This is a genomic window from Paenibacillus sp. MMS20-IR301, assembly GCF_032302195.1.
In the GTDB taxonomy this organism is placed as follows: Bacteria; Bacillota; Bacilli; order Paenibacillales; family Paenibacillaceae; genus Paenibacillus_AQ.
On the sequence record NZ_CP135275.1, the window covers coordinates 3,540,088 to 3,561,685 of the forward strand.

17 protein-coding genes and 1 other annotated feature (1 of these 18 cut by a window edge) are annotated in these 21,598 nt (G+C 55.4%); of the genes, 3 read left to right on the forward strand and 14 right to left on the reverse strand.

Going from position 1 to position 21,598, the window contains the following annotated elements; genetic code table 11:
- Window positions 1–95 precede the first annotated feature (95 nt).
- The 3 genes from LOS79_RS15425 to LOS79_RS15435 are packed head-to-tail and all read right to left on the reverse strand — an operon-like array spanning window position 96 to window position 3,457.
- Window positions 96–851 carry an energy-coupling factor transporter transmembrane component T family protein gene (locus tag LOS79_RS15425; RefSeq protein ID WP_315421362.1) on the reverse strand — a complete coding sequence of 252 codons (756 nt, stop codon included), beginning with the start codon at window positions 849–851 and terminating at the stop codon, window positions 96–98.
- On the reverse strand, window positions 838–2,586 hold the full coding sequence (locus tag LOS79_RS15430; protein ID WP_315421363.1) for an ABC transporter ATP-binding protein: 1,749 nt from the start codon (window positions 2,584–2,586) through the stop codon (window positions 838–840). Before LOS79_RS15430 ends, LOS79_RS15425 begins: the two co-directional genes overlap by 14 nt.
- On the reverse strand, window positions 2,579–3,457 hold the full coding sequence (locus LOS79_RS15435; RefSeq protein WP_315421365.1) for a DUF8171 family membrane protein: 879 nt from the start codon (window positions 3,455–3,457) through the stop codon (window positions 2,579–2,581). Before LOS79_RS15435 ends, LOS79_RS15430 begins: the two co-directional genes overlap by 8 nt.
- A gap of 178 nt (window positions 3,458–3,635) precedes the next feature.
- On the opposite strand from LOS79_RS15435, the gene LOS79_RS15440 reads away from it, so the two are divergent.
- The gene (locus LOS79_RS15440; RefSeq protein WP_315421368.1) at window positions 3,636–4,469 is read left to right on the forward strand and encodes a MurR/RpiR family transcriptional regulator; all 834 of its coding nucleotides are present in this window, start codon (window positions 3,636–3,638) and stop codon (window positions 4,467–4,469) included.
- Window positions 4,470–4,529: 60 nt separating this feature from the next.
- Here the strand turns inward: LOS79_RS15440 and LOS79_RS15445 are convergent, their stop codons facing one another.
- From LOS79_RS15445 to LOS79_RS15475, 7 genes are all read right to left on the reverse strand, one after another.
- A complete protein-coding gene (locus LOS79_RS15445; RefSeq protein WP_315421370.1) occupies window positions 4,530–4,784 on the reverse strand; it encodes a DUF7660 family protein in 255 nt (84 codons plus the stop codon).
- Window positions 4,785–5,125: 341 nt separating this feature from the next.
- Entirely contained in the window at window positions 5,126–5,848 is a 723-nt protein-coding gene (locus LOS79_RS15450; RefSeq protein ID WP_315421373.1) for a response regulator, read from the reverse strand.
- Window positions 5,845–7,476: a DcuS/MalK family sensor histidine kinase gene (gene dcuS / locus LOS79_RS15455; RefSeq protein WP_315421375.1), complete on the reverse strand. Its 1,632-nt coding sequence runs from the start codon at window positions 7,474–7,476 to the stop codon at window positions 5,845–5,847. The genes LOS79_RS15450 and dcuS overlap by 4 nt, the downstream gene beginning before the upstream one ends.
- 26 nt (window positions 7,477–7,502) lie before the next feature.
- On the reverse strand, window positions 7,503–8,711 hold the full coding sequence (locus LOS79_RS15460) for an MFS transporter (protein WP_315421376.1): 1,209 nt from the start codon (window positions 8,709–8,711) through the stop codon (window positions 7,503–7,505).
- Window positions 8,712–8,786: 75 nt separating this feature from the next.
- A complete protein-coding gene (locus LOS79_RS15465; protein WP_315421378.1) occupies window positions 8,787–9,338 on the reverse strand; it encodes a hypothetical protein in 552 nt (183 codons plus the stop codon).
- 131 nt (window positions 9,339–9,469) lie between these two features.
- The gene (locus LOS79_RS15470; protein WP_315421380.1) at window positions 9,470–9,889 is read right to left on the reverse strand and encodes a DUF350 domain-containing protein; all 420 of its coding nucleotides are present in this window, start codon (window positions 9,887–9,889) and stop codon (window positions 9,470–9,472) included.
- Between the two features lie 24 nt (window positions 9,890–9,913).
- The gene (locus LOS79_RS15475; protein WP_315421383.1) at window positions 9,914–12,280 is read right to left on the reverse strand and encodes an endonuclease MutS2; all 2,367 of its coding nucleotides are present in this window, start codon (window positions 12,278–12,280) and stop codon (window positions 9,914–9,916) included.
- Window positions 12,281–12,432: 152 nt separating this feature from the next.
- Here LOS79_RS15475 and LOS79_RS15480 point away from each other — a divergent pair, with 152 nt between their 5' ends.
- Window positions 12,433–12,780: a phage holin family protein gene (locus tag LOS79_RS15480; protein WP_315421385.1), complete on the forward strand. Its 348-nt coding sequence runs from the start codon at window positions 12,433–12,435 to the stop codon at window positions 12,778–12,780.
- A gap of 86 nt (window positions 12,781–12,866) precedes the next feature.
- Here the strand turns inward: LOS79_RS15480 and LOS79_RS15485 are convergent, their stop codons facing one another.
- Window positions 12,867–13,922: a GGDEF domain-containing protein gene (locus LOS79_RS15485; protein WP_315421387.1), complete on the reverse strand. Its 1,056-nt coding sequence runs from the start codon at window positions 13,920–13,922 to the stop codon at window positions 12,867–12,869.
- Between the two features lie 324 nt (window positions 13,923–14,246).
- Between LOS79_RS15485 and LOS79_RS15490 the strand changes: the two genes are divergently transcribed.
- Window positions 14,247–14,639, forward strand: a complete 393-nt coding sequence (locus LOS79_RS15490; RefSeq protein WP_315421389.1) for a cupredoxin domain-containing protein — start codon at window positions 14,247–14,249, stop codon at window positions 14,637–14,639.
- A 608-nt stretch (window positions 14,640–15,247) separates the two neighbouring features.
- Here the strand turns inward: LOS79_RS15490 and LOS79_RS15495 are convergent.
- The 3 genes from LOS79_RS15495 to pheS form a co-directional block, all read right to left on the reverse strand.
- Window positions 15,248–17,368: a cell division protein ZapA gene (locus LOS79_RS15495; RefSeq protein ID WP_315421392.1), complete on the reverse strand. Its 2,121-nt coding sequence runs from the start codon at window positions 17,366–17,368 to the stop codon at window positions 15,248–15,250.
- A gap of 195 nt (window positions 17,369–17,563) precedes the next feature.
- Window positions 17,564–20,008 (reverse strand): phenylalanine--tRNA ligase subunit beta, encoded by a 2,445-nt coding sequence (gene pheT, locus LOS79_RS15500; RefSeq protein WP_315421395.1) that lies wholly within the window; start codon window positions 20,006–20,008, stop codon window positions 17,564–17,566.
- Window positions 20,009–20,256: 248 nt separating this feature from the next.
- Window positions 20,257–21,291 carry a phenylalanine--tRNA ligase subunit alpha gene (pheS, locus tag LOS79_RS15505; RefSeq protein WP_315421398.1) on the reverse strand — a complete coding sequence of 345 codons (1,035 nt, stop codon included), beginning with the start codon at window positions 21,289–21,291 and terminating at the stop codon, window positions 20,257–20,259.
- Window positions 21,292–21,351: 60 nt separating this feature from the next.
- Window positions 21,352–21,598: a binding site (T-box leader), on the reverse strand; it runs 42 nt beyond the window's last position.

A 21,598-nucleotide genomic window follows, 5' to 3' on the forward strand; every position in this document is an offset into this window, starting at 1 on the left:
GGTTGTTTAGCTGCAGGTTAATATACCAGCCCGGGATACAGCGTCCCCAGCCAGAACAGGATGATAATATAAACGGCTGAGCCCGATGCAAAAGCTCAGTCCGTACGCTTCATTCGCAAATAAGACAGCTTGATCTTCTTCACCTTCGGGTTACCCAGGCCATAGCTGAACCCGCGTGTCTCCAGCGCTTCAATCGTGGTCCGTGAGCGCTTCGCCGTATTGAGCATCAGCGGATAGAAGACCAGCACCACAATCCGCAGATAATAAGCGGCTGTTCTCCAGTAGAGCAGCCCGTGCCGGGAAGGGCGCTGGCCACGGAGCCTGAAGGATAACAGAATCTGGTGGAACTCCTCCAGCAGGGCCGGCAGAATGCGGTAGCCGTACGACAAGCTGAAAGCAAAGGTATCCGGAACACCCAATGCGGACAGCCCGTCACTGAGCCGTTCAGGGTCGAGGCTGGAGAACACCGTGATGCTCGCCAGGGAAATGACGGACAGCTTCAGCGTCAAGGTCAGCATTGGCAGCAGAGATTCCGTCCCTCCGCCGAAAAAGAGCGTCAGCAGGAACATCCAGCCGATCTGGCCGGTTAAGCCGAGACAGAGGATGAAGATAATGAGCGGGCTGACGCGCGACAGAACGGTGGTTATAACCATCAGCACGAACATGCCTAACAGGATTGTACGGTTATGGACAAACCAAGGCACGATGGCAAAAAACAAATACCATATCAGCAGAGTACGCGGGTCAAGCCGCCCGAGAAACGTAGCACTGCTGTTATAGGCGGTTCCAAGCAGCTGCAGCTTAATCTGTTCGACCGATATCCGGTCCAGCGCCTTCTTAACAGCCTCCATAGGTTCCTGCAGCCTCCCTCTGTAATTCTGCCCGGCTGACGAACTGCTCCAGACTGCTGCAAATGCCCGGCAGCCCCAGATTCCGGCCCAGCTCCATCAGCTGCGTCTCTGCCAGCCCGGCTCGCCTTAAGAGCAGGCTGTCAGCGAAGATCTCATCCTTCGTTCCGTCAGCGATGATCTGTCCCTGATGCAGAACGATAATTCTGCTGGCCCATTCGGACACCAGCTGCATGTCGTGGGTGGCAATGACCACTGTCTTCACATGACTGCGCAGCGTCTTCAGCACACTGACCATCTCCTGCCTGGTGGAAATATCGAGATTGGCTGTAGGCTCATCCAGCAGCATAATTGCCGGACGGACAGCGGCGCCAACCGCCAGCGAGACCCGCCGCTGCTGGCCCCCGCTCAGCAGGCGGGCATCCCGACCGGCAAGCTCACTTAACCGGAACGATGCCAGCATCTCTGCTGTTCTGGCCTCCGCATCCGCCAGCTTCCGTGCCTTCAGATAATAGGCAATTTCCTTCTCCACGGAGTCCTCGATGAACATCTCCTCCGGATTCTGGAATACATAGGCCACAGTCCCGGACAGCCGCTCGGGCGGCAGCCCGTTCACGGTCATTCCGTTGACCTGCACAGTGCCGGATGACGGCCTGGCAATCCCGGCAATCAGCTTCATTAGGGAGGATTTACCTGCCCCGTTATTTCCGATGAGCGCGACAGACTCGCCCTGCCCCAGCTTCAGCTCTATACCGTTCAGCACGGGATGGAGCGTCTTGTGAATCGTACGGTACGACAGCTGGACACTGTTAAGCTCCACGATCGTTTCTCCCTGCCGGATGTCCGTGACAGCCTGCCCGTAAGGAAGCTCTGCGCGAGCAGACTCCTCCGGCAGGTCGGCCCGGCGGACCATCAGCAGCCTGCCCTCCTCCACACTCAGCGGAAGCAGCCTCTCCTGTGATCCGCCTGGCTGCAGCATCCAGGCTGCTCTGGTGACATCCGGCGGATAGATCCCCAGTGCGAGCAGCTCTTGTACAGAAGACAGGGCTTCCCGTACAGGCTTATGCCAGCGGACTGAACCATTATCCATTAAAACCACCTTCCGGCAGTATTCGGCGATAAATTCCGCGTGATGCTCAATAACCACAATCGTTTTGCCGTGCTGCTCATTCAGCCTGCGCAGAATATCATAGATGTGGCGGGCATGCTGCGGATCGAGCTGGGCGACCGGTTCATCAATAACGAGAATCTCCGGATCCATCGCGAGTGCCCCTGCAAGCGCTAGCAGATGCTTCTGCCCGCCGCTCAGCTGCCAGACAAATTCATGCCGCAGCTCACTCAGCCCGGTCAGTGCCAGCGCCCGTTCCCCCCGCTCTTTGTAATCTGCGAAGCCGTAATTGAGCGGCGTGAAGGACACATCATCCAGGACGGTCGGCCGGACCAGCTGATTCTCGAAATCCTGATAGACATATCCGATATGCCTGGATAGCTCAGCCACACTCCGCCCCGCCGCCGGCTTCCCGCAGATTACCGCTTCTCCGCTGAACTCACCCGTGTAATAATGCGGAATCAGTCCATTAAAGCATTTGCACAGCGTAGATTTGCCCGACCCGTTGCTGCCGATCACGGCAGTGAAGTCTCCCTTCATAAGCCGCAGCGATACATCCTGCAGCACAGCTTGTTCAGCTCCCGGATAGGTGAAGGATATTCCGCTCAGCTCTATGACCGGTTTACGCATCGGCCCCGCCCGCTTCCTGCCGCCTGCGCGCAGCCCGCCGGAGCAGCGACAGAACTGTTATAACCGCCACGATGAGCGCTGCCAGCATACTCAGCCAAATCAGACTGCTCTCATTAGATTCTGCCCAGGCCAGCTCGAAATCGCCAAAGTTCCAGCCGGATTCCGAGAGCAGTTCTGCACCCAGCGCAATCATCACCAGCACCGTACCGCCAATGACCAGCTTCGGGGACAGCCAGGCGCCGGTGGCATATTTCATGTTCCGCTCCCGCGGCTTCATGCCGAGCAGCGGTTCGATTTTACCGTATAAACGGGGAACCAGATACATCGTAGGCAGCAGCGCGAACAGAATACCCGAGAACAGCACATCATTCAGGAACCCGACACCCTCGATAATTACAATACTTTCCGCCAGACCCTTGACCGCTTCCAGCTCCTCCACACCGACCCACACCTTCACAATATCCACCGCTGAGCTGAAGAACTGGTGAATAATAACTCCGGTAATAGCGGCAACCCCAACCTGCCTGCGGTTCTTCGGATCGGATACCATCAGGCCTGCCGTATACATCGCAAGAGAGAAGGTAATGAATTTCTCCAGTTCACCCAGCCCGCCGAATTGTCCCAGCATCAGCTCACCGAAGATCACTTCCCCCACAGCCGCACCGATTGCCGCATACAGGGGATGGAACAGCATACACAGCGTCAAAGGAATGAACGCGAAGTATTCAATAGACAATTCAACAGGCCCCAGCTGAATGCTCGGCACAAGCTCCGTGAACATATTCGACAAGCCGTAAAGCGACATCGACAGCACAAAAATCATCATTTTCTGGGAATCAGTCAGCATGTAACGGGTCTTTAACGTACTCATTGCAATTTTCCTCCCTACAAGAATTTATCTTTATTATAGGAAGGGCATGTCAGCACAGGTTTTTTCAATTGTTAAGCCGGGGTAATGTTTTTTTCATTATATTTAACGCTGTAAAAATATTTACAACATCTTCAGGCGGTATAGTGTGGGGAAAAGAGCAGCCGGGAGGAATCAGCACATGTACAAGGATTGGAACCAGCGGCCGTTCTCGCCCAATCAGCGCATCATTGCCGACTTTATACAGAAAAATGAACAACGGGTGTTATATATGACCGAACAGGAAGTGGCTGACGAGCTGCATTTGAGCATCGCCTCCGTCTCCCGCTTCTGGAAAGCGGCGGGCTATAAGCATGTCAAGGATTTCAAGAACCGGCTCCGCTTCCGCTTTGAGTCAACGCCCTCGGTGAAAATGCGTGATGCGATGGAACGGTCCAGTGATAATTCCCTTCCCCAGGTACTGCTGGATAATTGCTCTCATCATCTGCAGGAGACGCGGCGTTATCTGAAGGATGAGGTGCTGCAGCTTGCGGTCGGCACATTATCCGCTGCCCGGATTATCTATGTATACAGCCCCGGACCCTGCGGGGGACTGGCGGAGCTGATGATGTACCGGATGGCCCGCTTCGGCCTTCAGCTGCGCAAAATGGCTTCCAGCGGCCACGAGCTGCTTGAAGCCTTAATGCATGCCAGTGAGCAGGATGTTGTATTAGTCTTCGGATTCGTGCAAATTCTGCCGGAGATCGAGGTGATTCTGGATCATGCGCGGGAGGCAGCCTACAAGGTAATTCTGATTACCGACAGGCTGGTCTTCCCGCGGTCGCAGGATGCAGATATTGTGCTGTATGCGGGGCGTGGGGAGGTATGGGAGTTCCATTCGATGGTCGGTCCCACTTACATCATTGAGAATCTGATTCTCGGAGTGGGACTCCTCAACCGGGAGCACAGCCTGAACAAGCTGGACCGGCTGCAGCAGCTGCGGGCGCAATATGGAGGCAAGCTGCCGCGGAGCTAGAGCTTTATTGTATCATCAGCAGCAGCGTGAGCAGGGAAGGTATGTGAGAAGGCTTTGCGCTTATTCATAAAGCTTCCCGGCATAAAATAGAGTCGCAATAAAGTTCCAATTGATATTTTGAGGCAGAGGCAGCTTGTTATTGTCATAATACCCGTCCATGTCCTCTACCCAGGATTTAATGGCTTCAAGAAAAGCCTCAACGCTGTTATTCTCCCATTCACCGGAATTGATGGAATGATCTTTGGCCAACAAACCGATAAACTCGGTAAACTGCTCTCTGTCCCTGACCTTGTTTAATGCTTCGTGAAGTTCCATATTACGCTCCCTTTGTTTGTATTGCCGCTCTCACACCGGTCACCTCTCCTCTCCGCCATCTCTCAGTTAGTTAGGGAGGAGGCCTGAGCGGACACCATGGCCCTTATCAGCTCATTATCGGCCTATTTGACGGGTTTGCGGACACCACGGCCCTTATCTGCCGTTTTTCTCTGTCTAGCTACACTTTTCTGGCGAAATAACGGCGCTGGTGTCCGGAAGAACTGGCACTCAGGTGCTTTTACATAACTTAACGTCTCTCATGTCCGTAACGCTTGTAATGCTAAACTACAAACAAAAAACTATTGCTTGTGGAGCTAGAATAGTCTCTTGGAGCCTGTTACTCAGATATATTTACTAATAAGTTCATGCCCTTCCGGCCTCACCTTATACATATACACCGGCCTGCCCACCGCTCCGTAGCTGAGCTCCATTTCCAGAACACCTGCTTCAGTGAGAAAAGCCAGATATTTGCGGACAGAGATCCGCGAAATCGGCGCCTGGCTGCTGATCTCCTCCGTGGAGAACACCGGGCTCTGCAGCTGCTTAATGATACTCCAGATGCTCTCCAGGGTGCCTTCGGTTAGACCCTTCGGCAAGACCAGCGCCGCGGCCGCCTCCCCCTCTGCATCCTGCGCGGTATGACGCAGCAGCTTATCCAGCTGCTCCTGGCTCAGATGCTCCCGGTGCATTAGCTGGTGGTCCTCCCGGTATGAGGTTAGCGCCGCCTGGAACCGGGCAAATTCAAAGGGCTTGATCAGATAATCCACGGCCCCGTTCTGCAGCGCCTTGCGGATGCTGGTATTATCACTGGCAGCCGAGATTACAATGATATCCACCCTGCTTCCCTGCTCCCGCAGTGAGGATAACAGCTCCAGCCCGCTCATCTGCGGCATATAAATGTCGAGCAGCATAAGATCGATATCCTGCTCAGCCAGCAGCTTCACTGCCTCAGCGCCTGTTGCGGCCCAGCCGGCAACTTCAAAGCCCGGCACTTGCTCGACATAATGACGGTTGAACTTTGCCACCATCGGGTCATCTTCAACGATCAGTACTTTAAGGTTCACAGGCTCTCTCCCTCCTTAGCTGCATAGGGCACATCCACGGTAAACCGCGTTCCCGCCCCGCTCCCGGGAGCAAGCTCAAGCCGGCCCTGCAGCTTGTCCACACTCTTCCTGACCAGATACAGCCCGATTCCGCGCTGCTCGCCCTTGGTGGAGAAGCCCTGGGCGAAGATCTGCTCCTGCAGCGCCGCAGGAATCCCCGGACCCTTGTCGCTTACTTCGCAGAGCAGCCGGCCCGCTTCATAGCGGAAAGCCAGCATGACCTGCCTGCTGCCGGCGCCTGCCGCTCTCCCGGGCTTATTAGAAGCGCTGAGCGCCTCCATGGCATTGTCCAGCAGGTTGCCGGCAATGGTAATCAGCTCATGGCTTACCTGCGGATCAGCCGGTTCAGGTAAATAGCTGTCCCCGGCCAGCAGCAGCTCAATGCCCGCTTCACGCGCCCGGCTCAGCTTGCCGAGGAGGAAACCGGCCATTACCGGGTCCTTGATCGCCCGCGTTATCGCGCCGATCTCCTTCTGGTAATCACCGGCAGTACCCAGAATGTACTGCTGCAGCTCATCATAGAGGCCCATATGTGTCATGCCCATAATCACATGCAGCTTGTTCATGAACTCATGGGCACCAGCCCGCAGCGCATCGGCGTAGACAGAGATGCCTGACAGCCGCTCGGCCAGTACAGCCAGCTCCGTCTTATCCCGGAACGTGGTGATGGCTCCGGCAATTTCACCGTCCACGAGCACCGGCAGGCTGCTTACAAGCAGGGAAATCCCGCCCAGCTCCAGCTCCTGATCCTGCCGCGCTTCCCCGCTGACCAGCACCTCTGCAAGGTCCAGCTCCGGCCAGTAATCGGCCAGCTGCCGGTTCACCGCAGCTCCGCTGATTCCGGCTGCCTTCAGCAGCCGGTGTGCCTCTTTATTAATAATCGTAATCCGGGCTTCCTGGTCAATGGTGATAATCCCTTCGCGTGTCGACTCCAGCATCGCGCTGCGCTCCTGCAGCAGCCTCAGGATATCTGCGGGCTCCATGCCGAAGATCATCTGCTTGATTCTCCGCGCCAGAACATACGCGCCTCCGGCACCAAGCAGCGCGCCTGAGATCAGTATAAGTATAATCGTCCATTCATTCTGCCGGACGAGCCGCTCCACCCGCTCCATCGATAACCCGGCCACTACAACGCCAAGCTGATGGCCCCGGCCGTCATACACCGGCACGAACGCCCGCAGCGAGTTGCCCAGTGTCCCGGTACCCTCGGAGATGCTCTCCCGGCCGCGCAGCGCAGTTTCCTGCCCCCCGCCTACGAAGGGCTGGCCGACCTTGGCAGGATCCGGATGGGAATACCGGATGCTGTTCATATCCAGCACCACGACGAACAATATATCATTACGCCTGGTGATCTTGGACGTGTAGGCCTGAATCTCCTTGCTCCGCCCTTCACTTAAGCCTTCAGACAGCAGCGGCATCAGCGCAATCGTCCGGGCAATCGTAATCGCCTTATCCTCCAGTGCATGCCGGGTCTGCGGAATGATCTGATTACGGAAGATAAAATATAAGACCAGCAGCACCAGTATCACCACGGCAGAGACCATCACCGCTACTGTTGTTCTGAGGCTGTAGCTTTTTTTCTTGGCCAAGGGAGCCTCTCCCTTCATGTTTGATATTAACTTATTTTGTAATCCCTGTGCTTAAGCAACCGGTGCAGCACCAGCCAGCTTCCGAGCGGAGCTGCGCCGAGCACCAGCATAAGTCCGGTAATGACCTGCGGGGATTCGTTCACCGAGAGCACAGCAATGAACACCAAGACACCCAGCAGGCGCCCGCTCATCAGGCTAAGCTCCCTGAGCACTACCAGCTCTACGCGCTTTCCGGCACTTTCTTCAGACAGGCCCATCAGGTCAAAGCTGGTCGAGGTCATCGGGAGCATATACAGCGGGAGGCACAGCGAGGTGCCGATCCCCATAATCAGCAGGGTGGTATAATTCACCCGCCACAGCAGCGGGAGGATCACTGCTGCCAGCAGCAGGCTGCCGGCCAGCATCCCCCCGGAGCGGCGGCCGGGCTTGAACCATTTCCCTGCGGCATAATAGCTGATCAGCGCTACGGCGGAGGTAATCAGGGCGAACTGCCCCAGCCTGCTCTCCTCCTGAACGGCTATGTATACGAGCAGGCCGATCAGGAATGAGAAGACCCCTTCGCGGATACCCTGGAACAATAGTGCCGCTGCTGCCGGCTTCCACGGGCTTTTATGGCGGCGAAGCTCGTGCCAGGGTTCCAGCCACAGATAGGCCGTGCCGCGCGGCCGCTTCTCCAGCCCGAAGCTAAGCAGAGCAGCTATTCCGTATATGCAAAGCGAGAGGATGAATACAACACGATAGCCCCGCTCCCCTTGAAAATAGGATATCAGCACACCGGACACCCATGGTCCGGCGATTCCCGTAAGTGAACCAAGCAGCCCCATCCAGCCGTTATACCGGTCACGGTTCCCGGCCTCAGTAATTTCAAAGAAGACAATATTAAAGGCCAGCCAGTAGAAGCCGATGGATATTCCCAGCGTCAGCCCAAGCGGCCAGATATAATGCACCGCTTCCCCGCGCAGCCACAGCACCAGCAAATAAAAAAAGCCCGAAACGGCAATTCCCAGCCGCAGGGCATTCATCTTGTTATGCTCCTTCACCCATTTGCCGCCCAGCCAGAAGCTTAAGCCAAGGGCTATTTGCTGCGCAGCCGTAAACCAGCCGATCATGGCGAAATTCTGCCGGCTTTTCCACAGATATACGTTCAGAAAAGTCCCTGCCAGCACAGTAGCCAGCAAATAAAGCCCGCCTACGGCGAGCAGCAGCACCGCCTGATTCCGTAATAAACCTCGCATCGCTGTACCTCCCTGCTAATCTGGACACTCCTGTATAACATGTCCAGATTGCAGGCAAAGCATGAATCTTAAGGCTTACTCGGCAGCTGTGCTGAGATTGCGCACCAGCTGGATGCGGTCTTCCTGGGCCAGACTGTGCTGTACATGGAAGCAAGACGGACATACGAACATATTCAGCGAGAATGGCGGCTTCAGCACCGCTCCGCCGTTCAGCCCCTCAGGTGTAGCCGGAATGAATCCGCTCACCTGCTGAGTACCGGAGTGCAGCATCAGCTCATGGCATTGCGGGCATTCCGGCGCTTCCAGCTGTGCAGCCAGCAGGCTTGCCACACTCTGCTCATAATGCGTCAGATCATAATCGTCGCCGAACTGGACAAGTGTGTTCCAGATCGGCACAACGCTATCCTTATCGTCGTCATCCCACAAATTGTCGTCGCTTGCCTCATCCTGGGCGGAATCCTCTTCAACCTTAGCCTCCAGCTCTTCATCTTCAAGATCCTCCGCTCCGATTGTAACGGTGCGGTAGCCTTTAAGCTCATTGTTGCAGTGGGGACAGGTATCCTCCGGACCAAACTCCTCATCCCATACAATCTCTGTATGGCACCAAGGGCATACTGTTGTTTCCATCTGTATAATCTCCTTCTATCCTCACATTTAGGTTCAGTTCATCGTTATATAAATAATGCCGGCCGCTACAAATGCCAGGGCGGACAAAAACAAAATCCGGATCAGCAGCTTCATAGGCCCTACTCCCCTACTCAGAATATAGCAGCACCAATAACATAGGACAAGGAAACGGAGATCAGCATCGCTGTCAGTCCCACGGCCCGGTTGTCCGCGGCAATCTCGTCATCAATAGAAAAAACAGGGGTCAGAAATTCAAACAGGAAGTAGGCCAGCAGCAGCAGCAGGAAGCCTACAACCGACCACTTCATCGTCTCGTAGATGGAAGCTCCCGCCTCAATGCTGAAGCGCAGAATATTGCAGATGCCAAAAATTTTGCCGCCGGTAGCCATCGCTACAGAAATATTCCCCTTGCGGATTTCTTCCCAGCAGTTGTATTTGGTCACCATTTCAAAGAAGGACAGGAATACTACCAGTCCCAGGATGGCCACGGTGAAGTAGCCGAGCAGCGCTCCCAGCGGATGATCCAGCAAAAGATCAATATTATCTTGCATGCTTCTCCCTCTTTCTGCCGGACGCTACTGCAGTTCAGCTACGGTTACGCCCGCGCCGCCTTCATTGTAATTCCCGAGCCGGTAGCTCTTGATATGCTTATGCTTACGCAGATACTCCTGGATTCCTGTCCGCAGCACCCCTGTGCCTTTGCCGTGAATAATGGATATCTGCCCAAGATTGCCAAGGAAAGCTTCATCGATGAACCGGTCGGTCTCCATGATCGCCTCTTCCAGATTGGCCCCGCGCAGATCCAGCTCTGTGCGGATGTTCTCGTCACGCGTACGCTTCACTGTCGTAGCCCGGCGGAGAGCAGGAGGAGGAGCATCCGGCGCAGAAGCCAGGAACTCCAGATCACTCAGATTAACCTTCATCTTCATAATGCCGAACTGTACGACCGCTTCCTTAGTGCCGCTAAGCTCCACAACATAACCCTTCTGGTTTACGTTAGCTACCTTGACTTCATCCCCGGGCTGGATCTTCCGCGGTGCCTTGACGGTGCTGCGGGTGACCGTCTTCTTGCGCGGTGCCGGCTCCGCTTCATCCAGTCTCCGGCGCGCTTCGATCAGCTTATGCTCCTTGACAGAAGCCCCTTCCTCCATTGCGAGACGCCGGAGGTCGCTGATAATCTCCTCAGCTTCCTTGCGCGCTTTGGCGAGAATATTGCTGGCGTCATTCTCCGCCTTCTCCAGGCGCTTGTCACGCTGGCTCTCCAGCTTCTCCAGCTCCTGCTGCTGCCGCTTGCGGAATTCCTCCGCTTCACGGCGCAGGCCTTCAGCCCGCTCGCGCTCATGCTCCGCGCTGAGCCGGTTCTCTTCGAGCGAGGCAATCATGTGCTCGACGCGCATATCTTCTTCCTTGACCTCACCGCGCGCATGCTCAAGGATGACATTCGGCAGCCCGAGGCGTTCAGCAATCGCGAAGGCGTTGCTTCGTCCCGGCACGCCGATCAGCAGCCGGTACGTAGGGCTAAGGCTCTGCACATCGAATTCCATGCTGGCATTGATCACGCCTTTGCGTTCGTAAGCGTAAGCCTTCAGCTCGCTGTAATGCGTAGTAGCGACCATCCGGCATTCGGTACGGTGGATATGCTCCAGAATCGCAATCGCCAGCGCCGAGCCTTCCGCCGGGTCTGTCCCTGCTCCTACTTCATCGAGCAGAATCAGGCTCTTCGGTGTCATATTCTTCAGAATGGAGATAATATTGGTCATATGGCTGGAGAAGGTACTGAGACTCTGCTCGATACTCTGCTCATCGCCGATATCAGCATAGATGGCATCGAAGACACACATCTGGCTGCCTTCCTCTGCCGGAATGAACAGGCCAGACATCGACATCAGGCTTAAGAGGCCGATGGTCTTCAGGGTAACCGTCTTACCGCCCGTATTCGGGCCGGTAACGATGATCGAGCTGTACTGGTTGCCCAGCTCTACATCAAGCGGGACTACCTGCTCTGCAGGAATCAGAGGGTGGCGTCCCTTACGCAGACGCAGATACCCCCGGTCATTCATGCGGGGCTGGGTAGCCTTCATATCACGCGCCAGACGCGCTTTGGCAAAGATGAAGTCCAGTTCACCCAGGATGTCGATATCGTAAGCCATCTCCTCGGCAATATCGCCCACAAGCGCCGTCAGCCGGTGCAGGATGATCTCAATCTCCCGCTCCTCGCGCAGCCGGGTCTCACGCAGCTTGTTGTTCATCGCCACAATAGATTCCGGCTCAATGAAAAGCGTCGCCCCGGAGCCGGACTGGTCATGGACTATCCCGCCGAAGTGAGCGCGGTACTCCGCCTTGACCGGAATTACAAACCGGTCGCTGCGGATGGTCACAAGCTGGTCCTGCAGCATCTTGGATACCGAAGAGGACCGGATCATCGAATCCAGCTTCTCGCGGATCCGCGTCTCACCGCCGCGCAGCTCCCGGCGGATGGAGGCCAGCTCCGGGCTTGCCGAATCCATCACATCGGCATTCTCGTCGATGCACTGGCGGATATCATCCTCCACATGCTTCTGCTCAGACAGCAGATCACTCTGCGCGAACAGCATGGGAATTGCCTCATCATCATGCATCGCGGCAAGGAACCGCTTCACCCGGCGCGCTCCGCCGATTGTATTGCCGACAGAGAGCAGCTCTACGGTGCCAAGCATCCCGCCGATTAAAGCGCGTTTCAGCGCAGGCTTGATATCGGTCACGCCGCCGAAGGAAGGAATCCCCTTCAGCCGGTCCACATTGGCCGCCTCATCCGTTGCCTGCAGCAGCAGCTTCACACCCTCGAAATCGCCGGAAGGCTTCAAGCCTTCCGCAATCAGCCGCCCCATCGGCGTCTGTGTGTACTGCATCAATTTATTTAAAATCTTGCGATATTCAAGCGTATGCAAAATTTTGTCGTCCAATTACCGTCACAGCTCCCTTCATAGATGGTTACATTATACCTAATTTAGCCTGATTTCGCTATTTGGGTATGATTTCTGGGCATAGTAAACCGCCCTCCCGGCCACAATAACAACGCACAAATCCTTAAGCAAGGCCAAAGGAGGTTAGCTTAATGAGATTCTTAGGTCATGTGGTCCGTTTTATCGTGGCAGCGATCATGCTAATGGTGGTCAGCTGGATTGTTCCGCAGTTCACCGTCGGGGGCTTCTGGAGCGCATTGGTGCTTGCGCTTGTGATTGCTCTGCTCGGCTGGGTTGTTGAAGGGATCTTCGGCAAAAAAGCAACACCTTTCGGCCGCGGCATCGTCGGCTTCCTGGTCAGCGCGCTGGTAATCTGGATTGCCCAGTTTATCGTGAGCGGCGTCAGTGTCACCGTTCTTGGAGCCCTGCTTGCAGCCCTGGTCATCGGTATTATTGACCTGTTTCTCCCGGTATCCACTCCGTTTGAAGCAGGCAAATAACAGCGGCCTCACCGCCTCAGGCGGTGCAGACAACGAAACCCCCAATTCCCGGATTATAACGGAAGCTGGGGGTTTTGTGTATTAACTTACGCATAGGACAGGGCAGAATCGTCCTTACGGCTCACTGCAGCAGTAACGACAGCATTCTTGCCGCCCCGTTTCGCCGAGTACAGCGCATGGTCTGTTTTGCGGAACAGCGTTTCCTTACCGTCTCCGAGCTGATAATCACAGAATCCGATACTGACCGTAATCGGCTTCCCTCCGGCATATGGATGCTGCATCGCAGCAATAGCCAGCCGGATCTCTTCAATTGCAGCGTAGGCTTCCTGAAAGCTTTTATCCGTGAAAATCACTGCAAACTCTTCCCCGCCGTATCTCGCCGCGAAATCATTCAGCCCAATCAGGCTGCGGACCTCCGCCGCCACCTCTTTGAGCACAAGATCCCCGACCCAATGGCCGTACGTATCATTTACACGCTTGAAATTGTCAATATCAAACAGCGCCAGCTGCAGCCGCAGGCCATTGCTCTCACACTGCTCCAGCAGCGAGTCGAGATATTCGTGGAATGATTTGTGGTTGTACAGGCCGGTCAAGGCATCCATCTTCAGCAGCTTGTCGGAAATCGCCCGCTCGACCATCAGCTCCTGCTCCGACCGGGTCAGCTGTTCCAGATACTCACGGGTTTCCCGGGCCCGGATAATCACCGCCTGTGCCATCACGGCAAACACAATGAATACACATTCCACCATCAGAAATTCCAGCAGCGGTTTGTCCAGCAGCGGGCGTTCAAGCCCGAAATAAATCACACTGTAAAAGACGATGCTGAACAGCCCGAGATAATGCAGCAGACGCTTGTCAAAATAAATCAGTGCAATCATGATCGGCATCATCAGGGTCATCTGGGCACCGTCAACAAACGGCTCCAGCACGAAATACATCAGATAAGAAACAATGAATCCGCAGATCACTACAGCCTGCTTATGATAGTGAAGAGCCGTGCGCAGCCAGATTTCGGCAATGGCCATGGCGGCAACAATCATCAGATTACAGGCAACGAACAGATGTCCCTTGCTGGGAATAAGGATTGATTTCGTCTCAGAGGAGTGGGAGGACAGCATGAACAGGATTTGAGCGGCCAGCATACAGAACACAATGATCCAGTATCCGGTTAAAATTTTGCGGTGCCATTTCTCGGCACTCAGTGATTCATGGGCTATAATAATGGTGATCCCCTACTTCTAACCGTAAAATATAAAAACTTAAAATTATAATTGTTTCAATTATAATGAATTTTAATTGTTTTTGCATCATTTTTTTGCAATTTTCGACAAACTTTGGAGTCGCGCTCCAGTCAATAATCTGCTAGCAGATTATCCGGGACAACGCCGCGGAATTGAGCTATGCTAGTGTCACTTATTCTATAGCTGTTTAAAGCCTTTGCACACTCTACTCTGAGGAGGATATACATGTTCAGAAAGACGGCTATTCTTTGTTCGATCGTCTGCGCCCTTATGCTCTCAGCCTGCGGAAGCAGCACCAGCAGCAATACTTCCGGAAGCGCTAACAACAGTGCAGCAGCAACGAATCTCACAGCTGAAGAGGAACTTGTCATTACCGCAACCAATTACAGCTTTGACCAGAAGGAATATCATCTGAAGAAAGGCGTGCCTGTCAAAATCACCTTCAAAAACGAGAGCGGCAATCACGGCATCCTTGTTCCCGAGATGAAGTTGAGGCTGGATGCCAAGAATTCCTCGCAAGTCATTGTTCCCGGGGAGGCCGGTACCTTCGAGGTTACCTGTGCGATTATGTGCGGCTCCGGCCATAGTGCGATGAGCGCCACTATTATTGTGGAGTAAAATAAGAGGACTTTGATTGACTCGCTCCGGTAAAGTGACCTCGCGGAATTGTTCCTATTCCAGTATTTAATTGGATTTTTAACTGCACTGGTCCCTATTCCAGCAAATTTATTCATGATGATGTCCTTTCTTACGATCGCAACTTTGGTGGCCAGTGCAGCAGACCAGATGCCTGCGCAGCATTAATCAAGAGGTTTGACAGCCACTTTTGGTCAAGCACCGCTCTTTAGGAGCAGCGTGAAGCCAACAGCGGCTTTTAATTGTATTTTGTGCAATTAAAAGCCGGCGAAAACCCGCATATCTAGGGATAACTGTATTCTGTACTATTAAAAATAGGGAAATTGTTCTTTTACTGCAAAGAAGCCATTTATAGGTGTACAAAGTGCAATTATAAATATTCCTGCGCAGGAATGAAGCGTTATAGTTGTACAAATTACAGTTATAACATAGGATTTTCAAATAAGAAAACGTACAGCCGCTGCTTGTAAGTCTACATGTTCACAGGTAATCAAAGTCTTTGCCGGACAGGCTTGGCCTGAAGCCATAGAAAAGGAGCCGCCTCAGACAAACCTCTGCCTGAAACTGCTCCTTCTGTAACGCGTCCGCATTCAACTGTCCTGTTCGATCAGTTGAATCCATTCATTATATTCACTTTGCAGCTTGGCATATTCCGCCTGCAGGCTGCGGTGCTCCTGCGAGAGCTGCTCCAGCTCGCTCTCCCGCAGCTGGAACTGCGCCTGCACCAGCCGCAGCTGTCCTTGGACCAGCTCATAGCTCTCGCCGATCTCTCCAAGCTGTCTCTCCGTTTCACTGCGCGACTGGCTCACCGCTTCCGCCTGCGCCTCTGCTTCACCGGCCTCCTGCTGCCAGATCTCGATCTCTTCCCGCAGCTTCGCTTCCTGCCGGCTCCACTCCTGCTCGCGCTCCTGCAGCACTTCATACTTCTGCTTCCAGGAGGCTTCCTGCTCCCTGGTCTCCCGGAGTGCTTCCTGCTGCTCTTCAGCAGCCACAGCAGCTTCACGGCCCGCCTCGTACAGCTCCTCCAGGCGCCGCGCCGCCTCTTCCCGTTCGGCTTCCAGCAGCTCATAACGCTCTTTCAGCTGTTCGCCTTCCTGCAGAATATCGTCAGACTGGACAATCAGCTCTTCATAACGCTGGCGCAGCGCCGACAGCTCCTTGCGGGCTGCCTCCGCAGCTTCGCGCTGAAGCGCGGCCTCCTGCTCCGCCTCGGCCCGCTTCTCAGCTTCATGATCCAGCTGCTGCACCATTCCGTCCGCTTGTCCGCGCAGAGTATCGGCTTCACGCTGCAAGGCTGCGGACTTCTCTTCAGCTTCCAGGAGATTCATCTCCAGCTCGCTGATGTCCTCCATGTGCTTGCCTGCCAGCTCCTGCCACGAACCTGCTTCAAGTGCCGTACGGTCAAACTCCGCCTGGGTACGGCTGAGGTTATCCGCTGTCTCCCGCAGCGATTTGCGGAGGGCAGCCGCTTCTTCCTGCGTCAGCTCAAAGCGCTGGCGCAGCCCTTCCAGCTCATCGCTCAGCAAAGTGCCCAGCTCTGTTGCTGACTGCAGCTCTTCTAGTGCTGCAGTCAGCTTGTCTGCTGTCTCCTGCAGCGCCGTACGCAGCTCTGCCGCCTCACGCTGGGACTGCCCGTAACGCTGGCGCAGCTCTTCAAGCTCCACGCCATGCTGCTGCCCCTGCTCTGCTGCAAGGCGCAGCTCTTCGCCCAGCTGCTCTTCCCGCTTCAGCACAGCTTCGTACTGCGCAAGCAGCCTCGCCTGCAGCTGCCCGGTTCCGCCGCGCAGCTCGCCGAGCTGCTTCTCCAGCTCCTGCAGCTGCTGCTTATGCCTGTGCTCCTGCGTCCCCTGGGACTGCCGCAGCTCCTTATTCTTGGCCAGCTCCTTCTCAAGCAGCTCGCGCTCTCCGGTGAGTTCAGCGGTGAGCACTTCCTTCGTATCTGCAAGCTCCTTGCTTAAGCCGGAGCGGATCGCCACAATCTCGCCGTTTAAAGCCTCCCTGGTTCCGGCCAGCTCCTGCTCCAGAGCAGACTGCGCTTCCGCCTTCTCACGGGTCAGCGTCTCCCGCAGCTGCTCCAGCTCCTGCAGATGGGCAGCAGTCAGCTCTTCAAGCTGCGCAAGGCGCGCGGCTTCCGCCGACTCCAGCTCCTGCCTTGCAGCTTCACGGCTTGCGGCCTGCTCCGCTTCGTGCGCTTCCCGCAGTGCCTTCAGCTCCGCGTCGCGGGCCTGAAGCTCCTGCTCCAGCCGCTCACGGCCGGAGGCCGCAGCTTCCTTCTCTGCCTGCAGCTGCTCGGTATGCAGCTGGCGCTCCTGCTCCGCCAGCCCCAGATAGCGCAGCCGTTCTTCTTCAGCCGTGGCAATCAGCCGCGCTGCTTCTTCCTTCGCTGCTGCCTCAAGCCGCTCATATTCCTCCTGCCGCTCGCGCTGCACCTCAAGCAGGCGTGACACCTCCACCCGCAGCTCGGTACGTTCACCAGTCAGCATATTCAGTTCATTCTTGAAATCCTGAACCTGAATAGCCTGCTCTGCCATATGTACAGCTGCAAGCACCGCGATCCGCGGTGTATCCAGTCTGGAATGGGATTTGGAGATTGCATGCATATGCTCGTCAACATAACGGGCAACCTGCTTCATGTATTCAGTGCTGCTTCCGACAAGTTTATAGGAAGTTCCGTATATCTCCACGGCGACACGAGTCCGGTCCATAGCCACAGTTGTGCCCTCCTTTGTATGTGTGCGGATTCTAAGCTGGTATACCTGCTACTATTGTAGCGTTATTCCTTAATCTTTGGCAAAAAAACGTCTTCATTTCATCGTATAAGCCAGCCCCGCCGCCTGGAACAGAACAGAAAGCCGCAGCGAATCTGGGTTTCTAAATGGATTCGCTGCGGCTTTACACAATTCCTGCTATTTTCTTAATTCTGCGCCAAAAGTTTGCTCAAGTGCAGCAACAACTCTGTCATGCACCTCTACAACCTCTTCATCGGTAAGCGTATGCTCGGTATGGCGGTACAGCAGCGAAAGCGCAACGCTCTTCTTCCCGGACTCCATCTTGCCCCCGGTATAGATATCGAACACTTGCACATTCTGCAGCAGTGTTCCGCCATGCTCGCGGATCGAAGCTACCAGCTGGCCGGCAGGAACCTCTGCATCCACTACAACGGCAATATCCCGTTCCATTCCCGGGAAGCGGTGAAGCTCACTGTACTGCAGCTGCGCACGCGCAGCATCATACAGCGGCTGTAGCAGCACTTCGGATACATAAGTATCCTCAAGATCCAGCTGACGCTGCAGCTCCGGATGCAGCTGGCCGATCGTGCCGATCTTCACGCGCCCTTCACCCTGGAGCAGGTAGATGGTAGCGGAGCGGCCCGGATGATAGCCTTCCGGAGCATTGCCTTCATAGATGATCCGGTCCGTAAGGCCGAGATGGGCAAATACAGTTTCTGCCGCACCCTTAAGGTCGAAGAAATCCACAGGCTCAGCCGGCACATTCCACTGCTTGGCGGCACGGGTACCGCTGAGCAATAGTCCCAGCACCGGCAGCTCGCTCGGCTGGCGGGTGAGGGTCTCTTCTTCGGTGAAGAAGACATTGCCGATCTCGAACAGTGCCAGATCGCCTTGGCGGCGGTTGGTATTATAGAGGGCAATGTCCAGCAGCTGCGGCAGCAGGCTGGTGCGCAGCACGCTGCGCTCCTCGCTCATCGGCATAGCCAGCTTCACGGACAGCTTACCTTCCGCAAGGGACGGGAAGAGCCTGCTCTGCTCCGGCTGGATGAAGGAGTATCCCATCACCTCCTGATAGCCTCCAAGCGCCAGCAGACGGCGCAGCTCACGGCGGAGGAACTGCTGCCGCGTGAGCGCTCCCGGAGTCGTTGTCCCTTCAATCAGTGTTGTCGGGATATTATCATACCCGTACAGCCGGGCGATTTCTTCGATCAGGTCGACATCATAGCTGATGTCGCCGCGGCGCGTCGGCACCTGTACTTCCACAATTCCCTGGGCAGCATCGCCGCATTTGAAATGCAGGCGGCCGAACAGGGTTTTGACTTCGAGCAGCGACAGCTCTGTGCCGAGGTACTGATTCAGCTTCTCGAGCGACAGGGTCAGTACTTTCTCTTCAGCAGAGCCCTTGCCTGCCTGCACAATTCCTTCCCGCACAGAACCGCCGGCATAACGGGCAATCAGGGCAGCAGCACGGTTCAGTGCCGGAATTACAGCGTTCGGATCGACTTCCTTCTCGAACCGCTGGGAGGCTTCGGAACGCAGGCCCAGCTGGCGTGAAGTCTTGCGGACCGTCCCGCCGTCGAATTTGGCGGATTCCAGTACGATATTAACGGTGTCTGCCGTAACCTCTGTTGACAGGCCGCCCATCACACCGGCCAGGCCGATTGCCCCTGCATTGTCGGCAATCACAAGCATTTGCGGCTCCAGCTTGCGCTCCTGCCCGTCAAGGGTAGTCAGCAGCTCGCCTTCCCGGGCGAAACGCACACCGATGGTGCCGCCTTCCAGCCGGTCACCGTCGAAGGCATGCAGCGGCTGTCCGTATTCCAGCATCACATAGTTGGTGATGTCCACGATGTTGTTGATCGGCCGTACCCCGGCCGCCATCAGGCGGTTCTGTATCCAAAGCGGGGACGGTGCAGTCTTCACTCCGGCAATATAGCGCACAGCATAATGGCTGCAGTATTGCTCATCTTCAATAGTTGCCGAGATGGAATCAGCGGCTTTGCCGCCAGTCTCTACCAGCTCCGCCGCCGGATCCGCAAGCTGCAGCTCCCGGCCGAGGATGGCACTCACTTCATAGGCAGCGCCGATCATGCTCAGACAGTCGGAACGGTTCGGGGTCAGATCGAAATCGAGAATCTCATCATTCAGCCCCAGCACCTTCAGAATATCCTGGCCGACCTCAGTATTCTCAGGCAGGACAAGAATGCCCTCCTGCAGCTCCTTCGGCAGCAGCTTGTCGTTCAGTCCCAGCTCCTTGGCCGAGCAGATCATCCCTTGGGATAATACGCCGCGCAGCTTGGCTTTCTTGATCTCCAGACCAGGCAGCTTGGCGCCGACCAGCGCTACAGGAACCTTCTGTCCGGCTGCAACATTCTTGGCTCCGCAGACGATCTGCAGATCCTCGCCCTGTCCCGCATCTACGATACACACGTTCAGCTTGTCGGCGTCCGGATGTTTTTCTTTGGATTTCACATAGCCGGTAACGATACCGGACAGCCCTTTATTGCGGCGTTCTACGCCATCAATCTCGATGCCGGCGGTCGTGATTAGATCCGCCAGCTCCTCCGCGGTCACTCCCTCCAGCGATATATAATCAGCCAGCCAGGCGGTTGATACTTTCATTTTGGCACCCTTCCTTTTTGTTTCAGATGGTTTTATCTCCATGCCGGGTGTGCTTGGCGTGCTTAGAGCAGATATATAAAAAGCCACAGTGCCAAACCGTTCTATAAAAGATTCCTGTAAAGCAGTGTTCCTGCAGAGAATATTTGGACTTCCGGCCCTCCTATTACAGTCATCTCTATAGTCCGTCGGCTTCCTCCGACTTCTTAATATCCAAGCTCAATACGCTCAGGCGCACCCCCGCCAAATCCCTAAATCCCCTTGAACTGCTTCACAAAGCCCATATCATTCGTGTAGAAGTAGCGGATGTCGTCAATGCCATACTTCAGCATCGCGATCCGTTCAGCGCCAACGCCGAAGGCGAAGCCGCTGTACACTTCAGGGTCATAGCCGCCCATGCGCAGCACGTTCGGATGCACCATGCCGGCGCCGAGAATTTCCAGCCAGCCGCTCTGCTTGCACAGCCGGCAGCCTTCGCCGCCGCATTTGAAGCAGCTGACATCGACTTCAACGCTTGGCTCGGTGAACGGAAAGAAGCTTGGGCGCAGGCGGATGCCTGCACTGGGTCCGAACATCTCCTTCATGAACTGCTGCAGGGTGCCCTTCAGGTCACTCATGCGGATATTGCGGCCGACTACAAGGCCCTCGATCTGATGGAACTGGAAGGAGTGCGTCGCATCATCATCATCACGGCGGAATACTTTGCCCGGACAGATGACTTTAACCGGAGTTTCGCCATTCATAGCCTGCATGGTGCGGATCTGCACAGGGGAAGTCTGCGTGCGCATCAGAATGTCTTCTGTAAGATAGAAGGAATCCTGCATGTCACGGGCCGGATGGTTCTTTGGCAGATTAAGTGCCTCGAAGTTATAATAGTCCGTCTCCACCTCCGGGCCTTCCGCAATCTGATAGCCCATGCCGATGAAGATATCCTCGATCTCCTGGACCACCCGGGTCAGCGGATGAATTCCGCCCTGCGGCAGGCCGCGGCCCGGCAGGGTTACATCCACCTTCTCCGCATTCAGGCGGTTCTGCGTCTCCTGCTGCTGGAATATTTCCTGCTTTCCGCCGATAACCTCTTCAATCGCGCTGCGCACCAGATTGGCCACCTGGCCGATAACCGGACGCTCTTCGGCGCTAAGTCCGCCCATTCCGCGCAGAACCTCGGTCAGCTCACCCTTTTTCCCCAGATACTTGACGCGCAAATCATTCAGAACCTGCGGATCTGTTACTTCCTGCAGCTTAGCCAATGCCTCAGCCTTTAGTGCCTCCAATTTCTCTTTCATGCCTCGTACTGCCCCCTCGAAATAGCGTATTGTTCAACAAAAAAAGGCCTTTCCTCCCGGTAAAGGGACGAAAAGACCGTGGTACCACCCTAATTAGACAGCTGCACCGCTTGCCCTTAGGAGTAATATTCCCTCTTCCGGTGCGGCCAAAACCTGTCTCACTTTCACAGAAATAACGGTCTGCGGCCGGTTTCCCCTACTGTCTCCCCCAAGAAATGCTTGAACGGAATTCAGGGAACTGCTCCGGAGTGAACTTCGGCAGCTCTGCTCTCTTAGAAACGCTCTCAATCTGCGGCGCTTCCTCCCT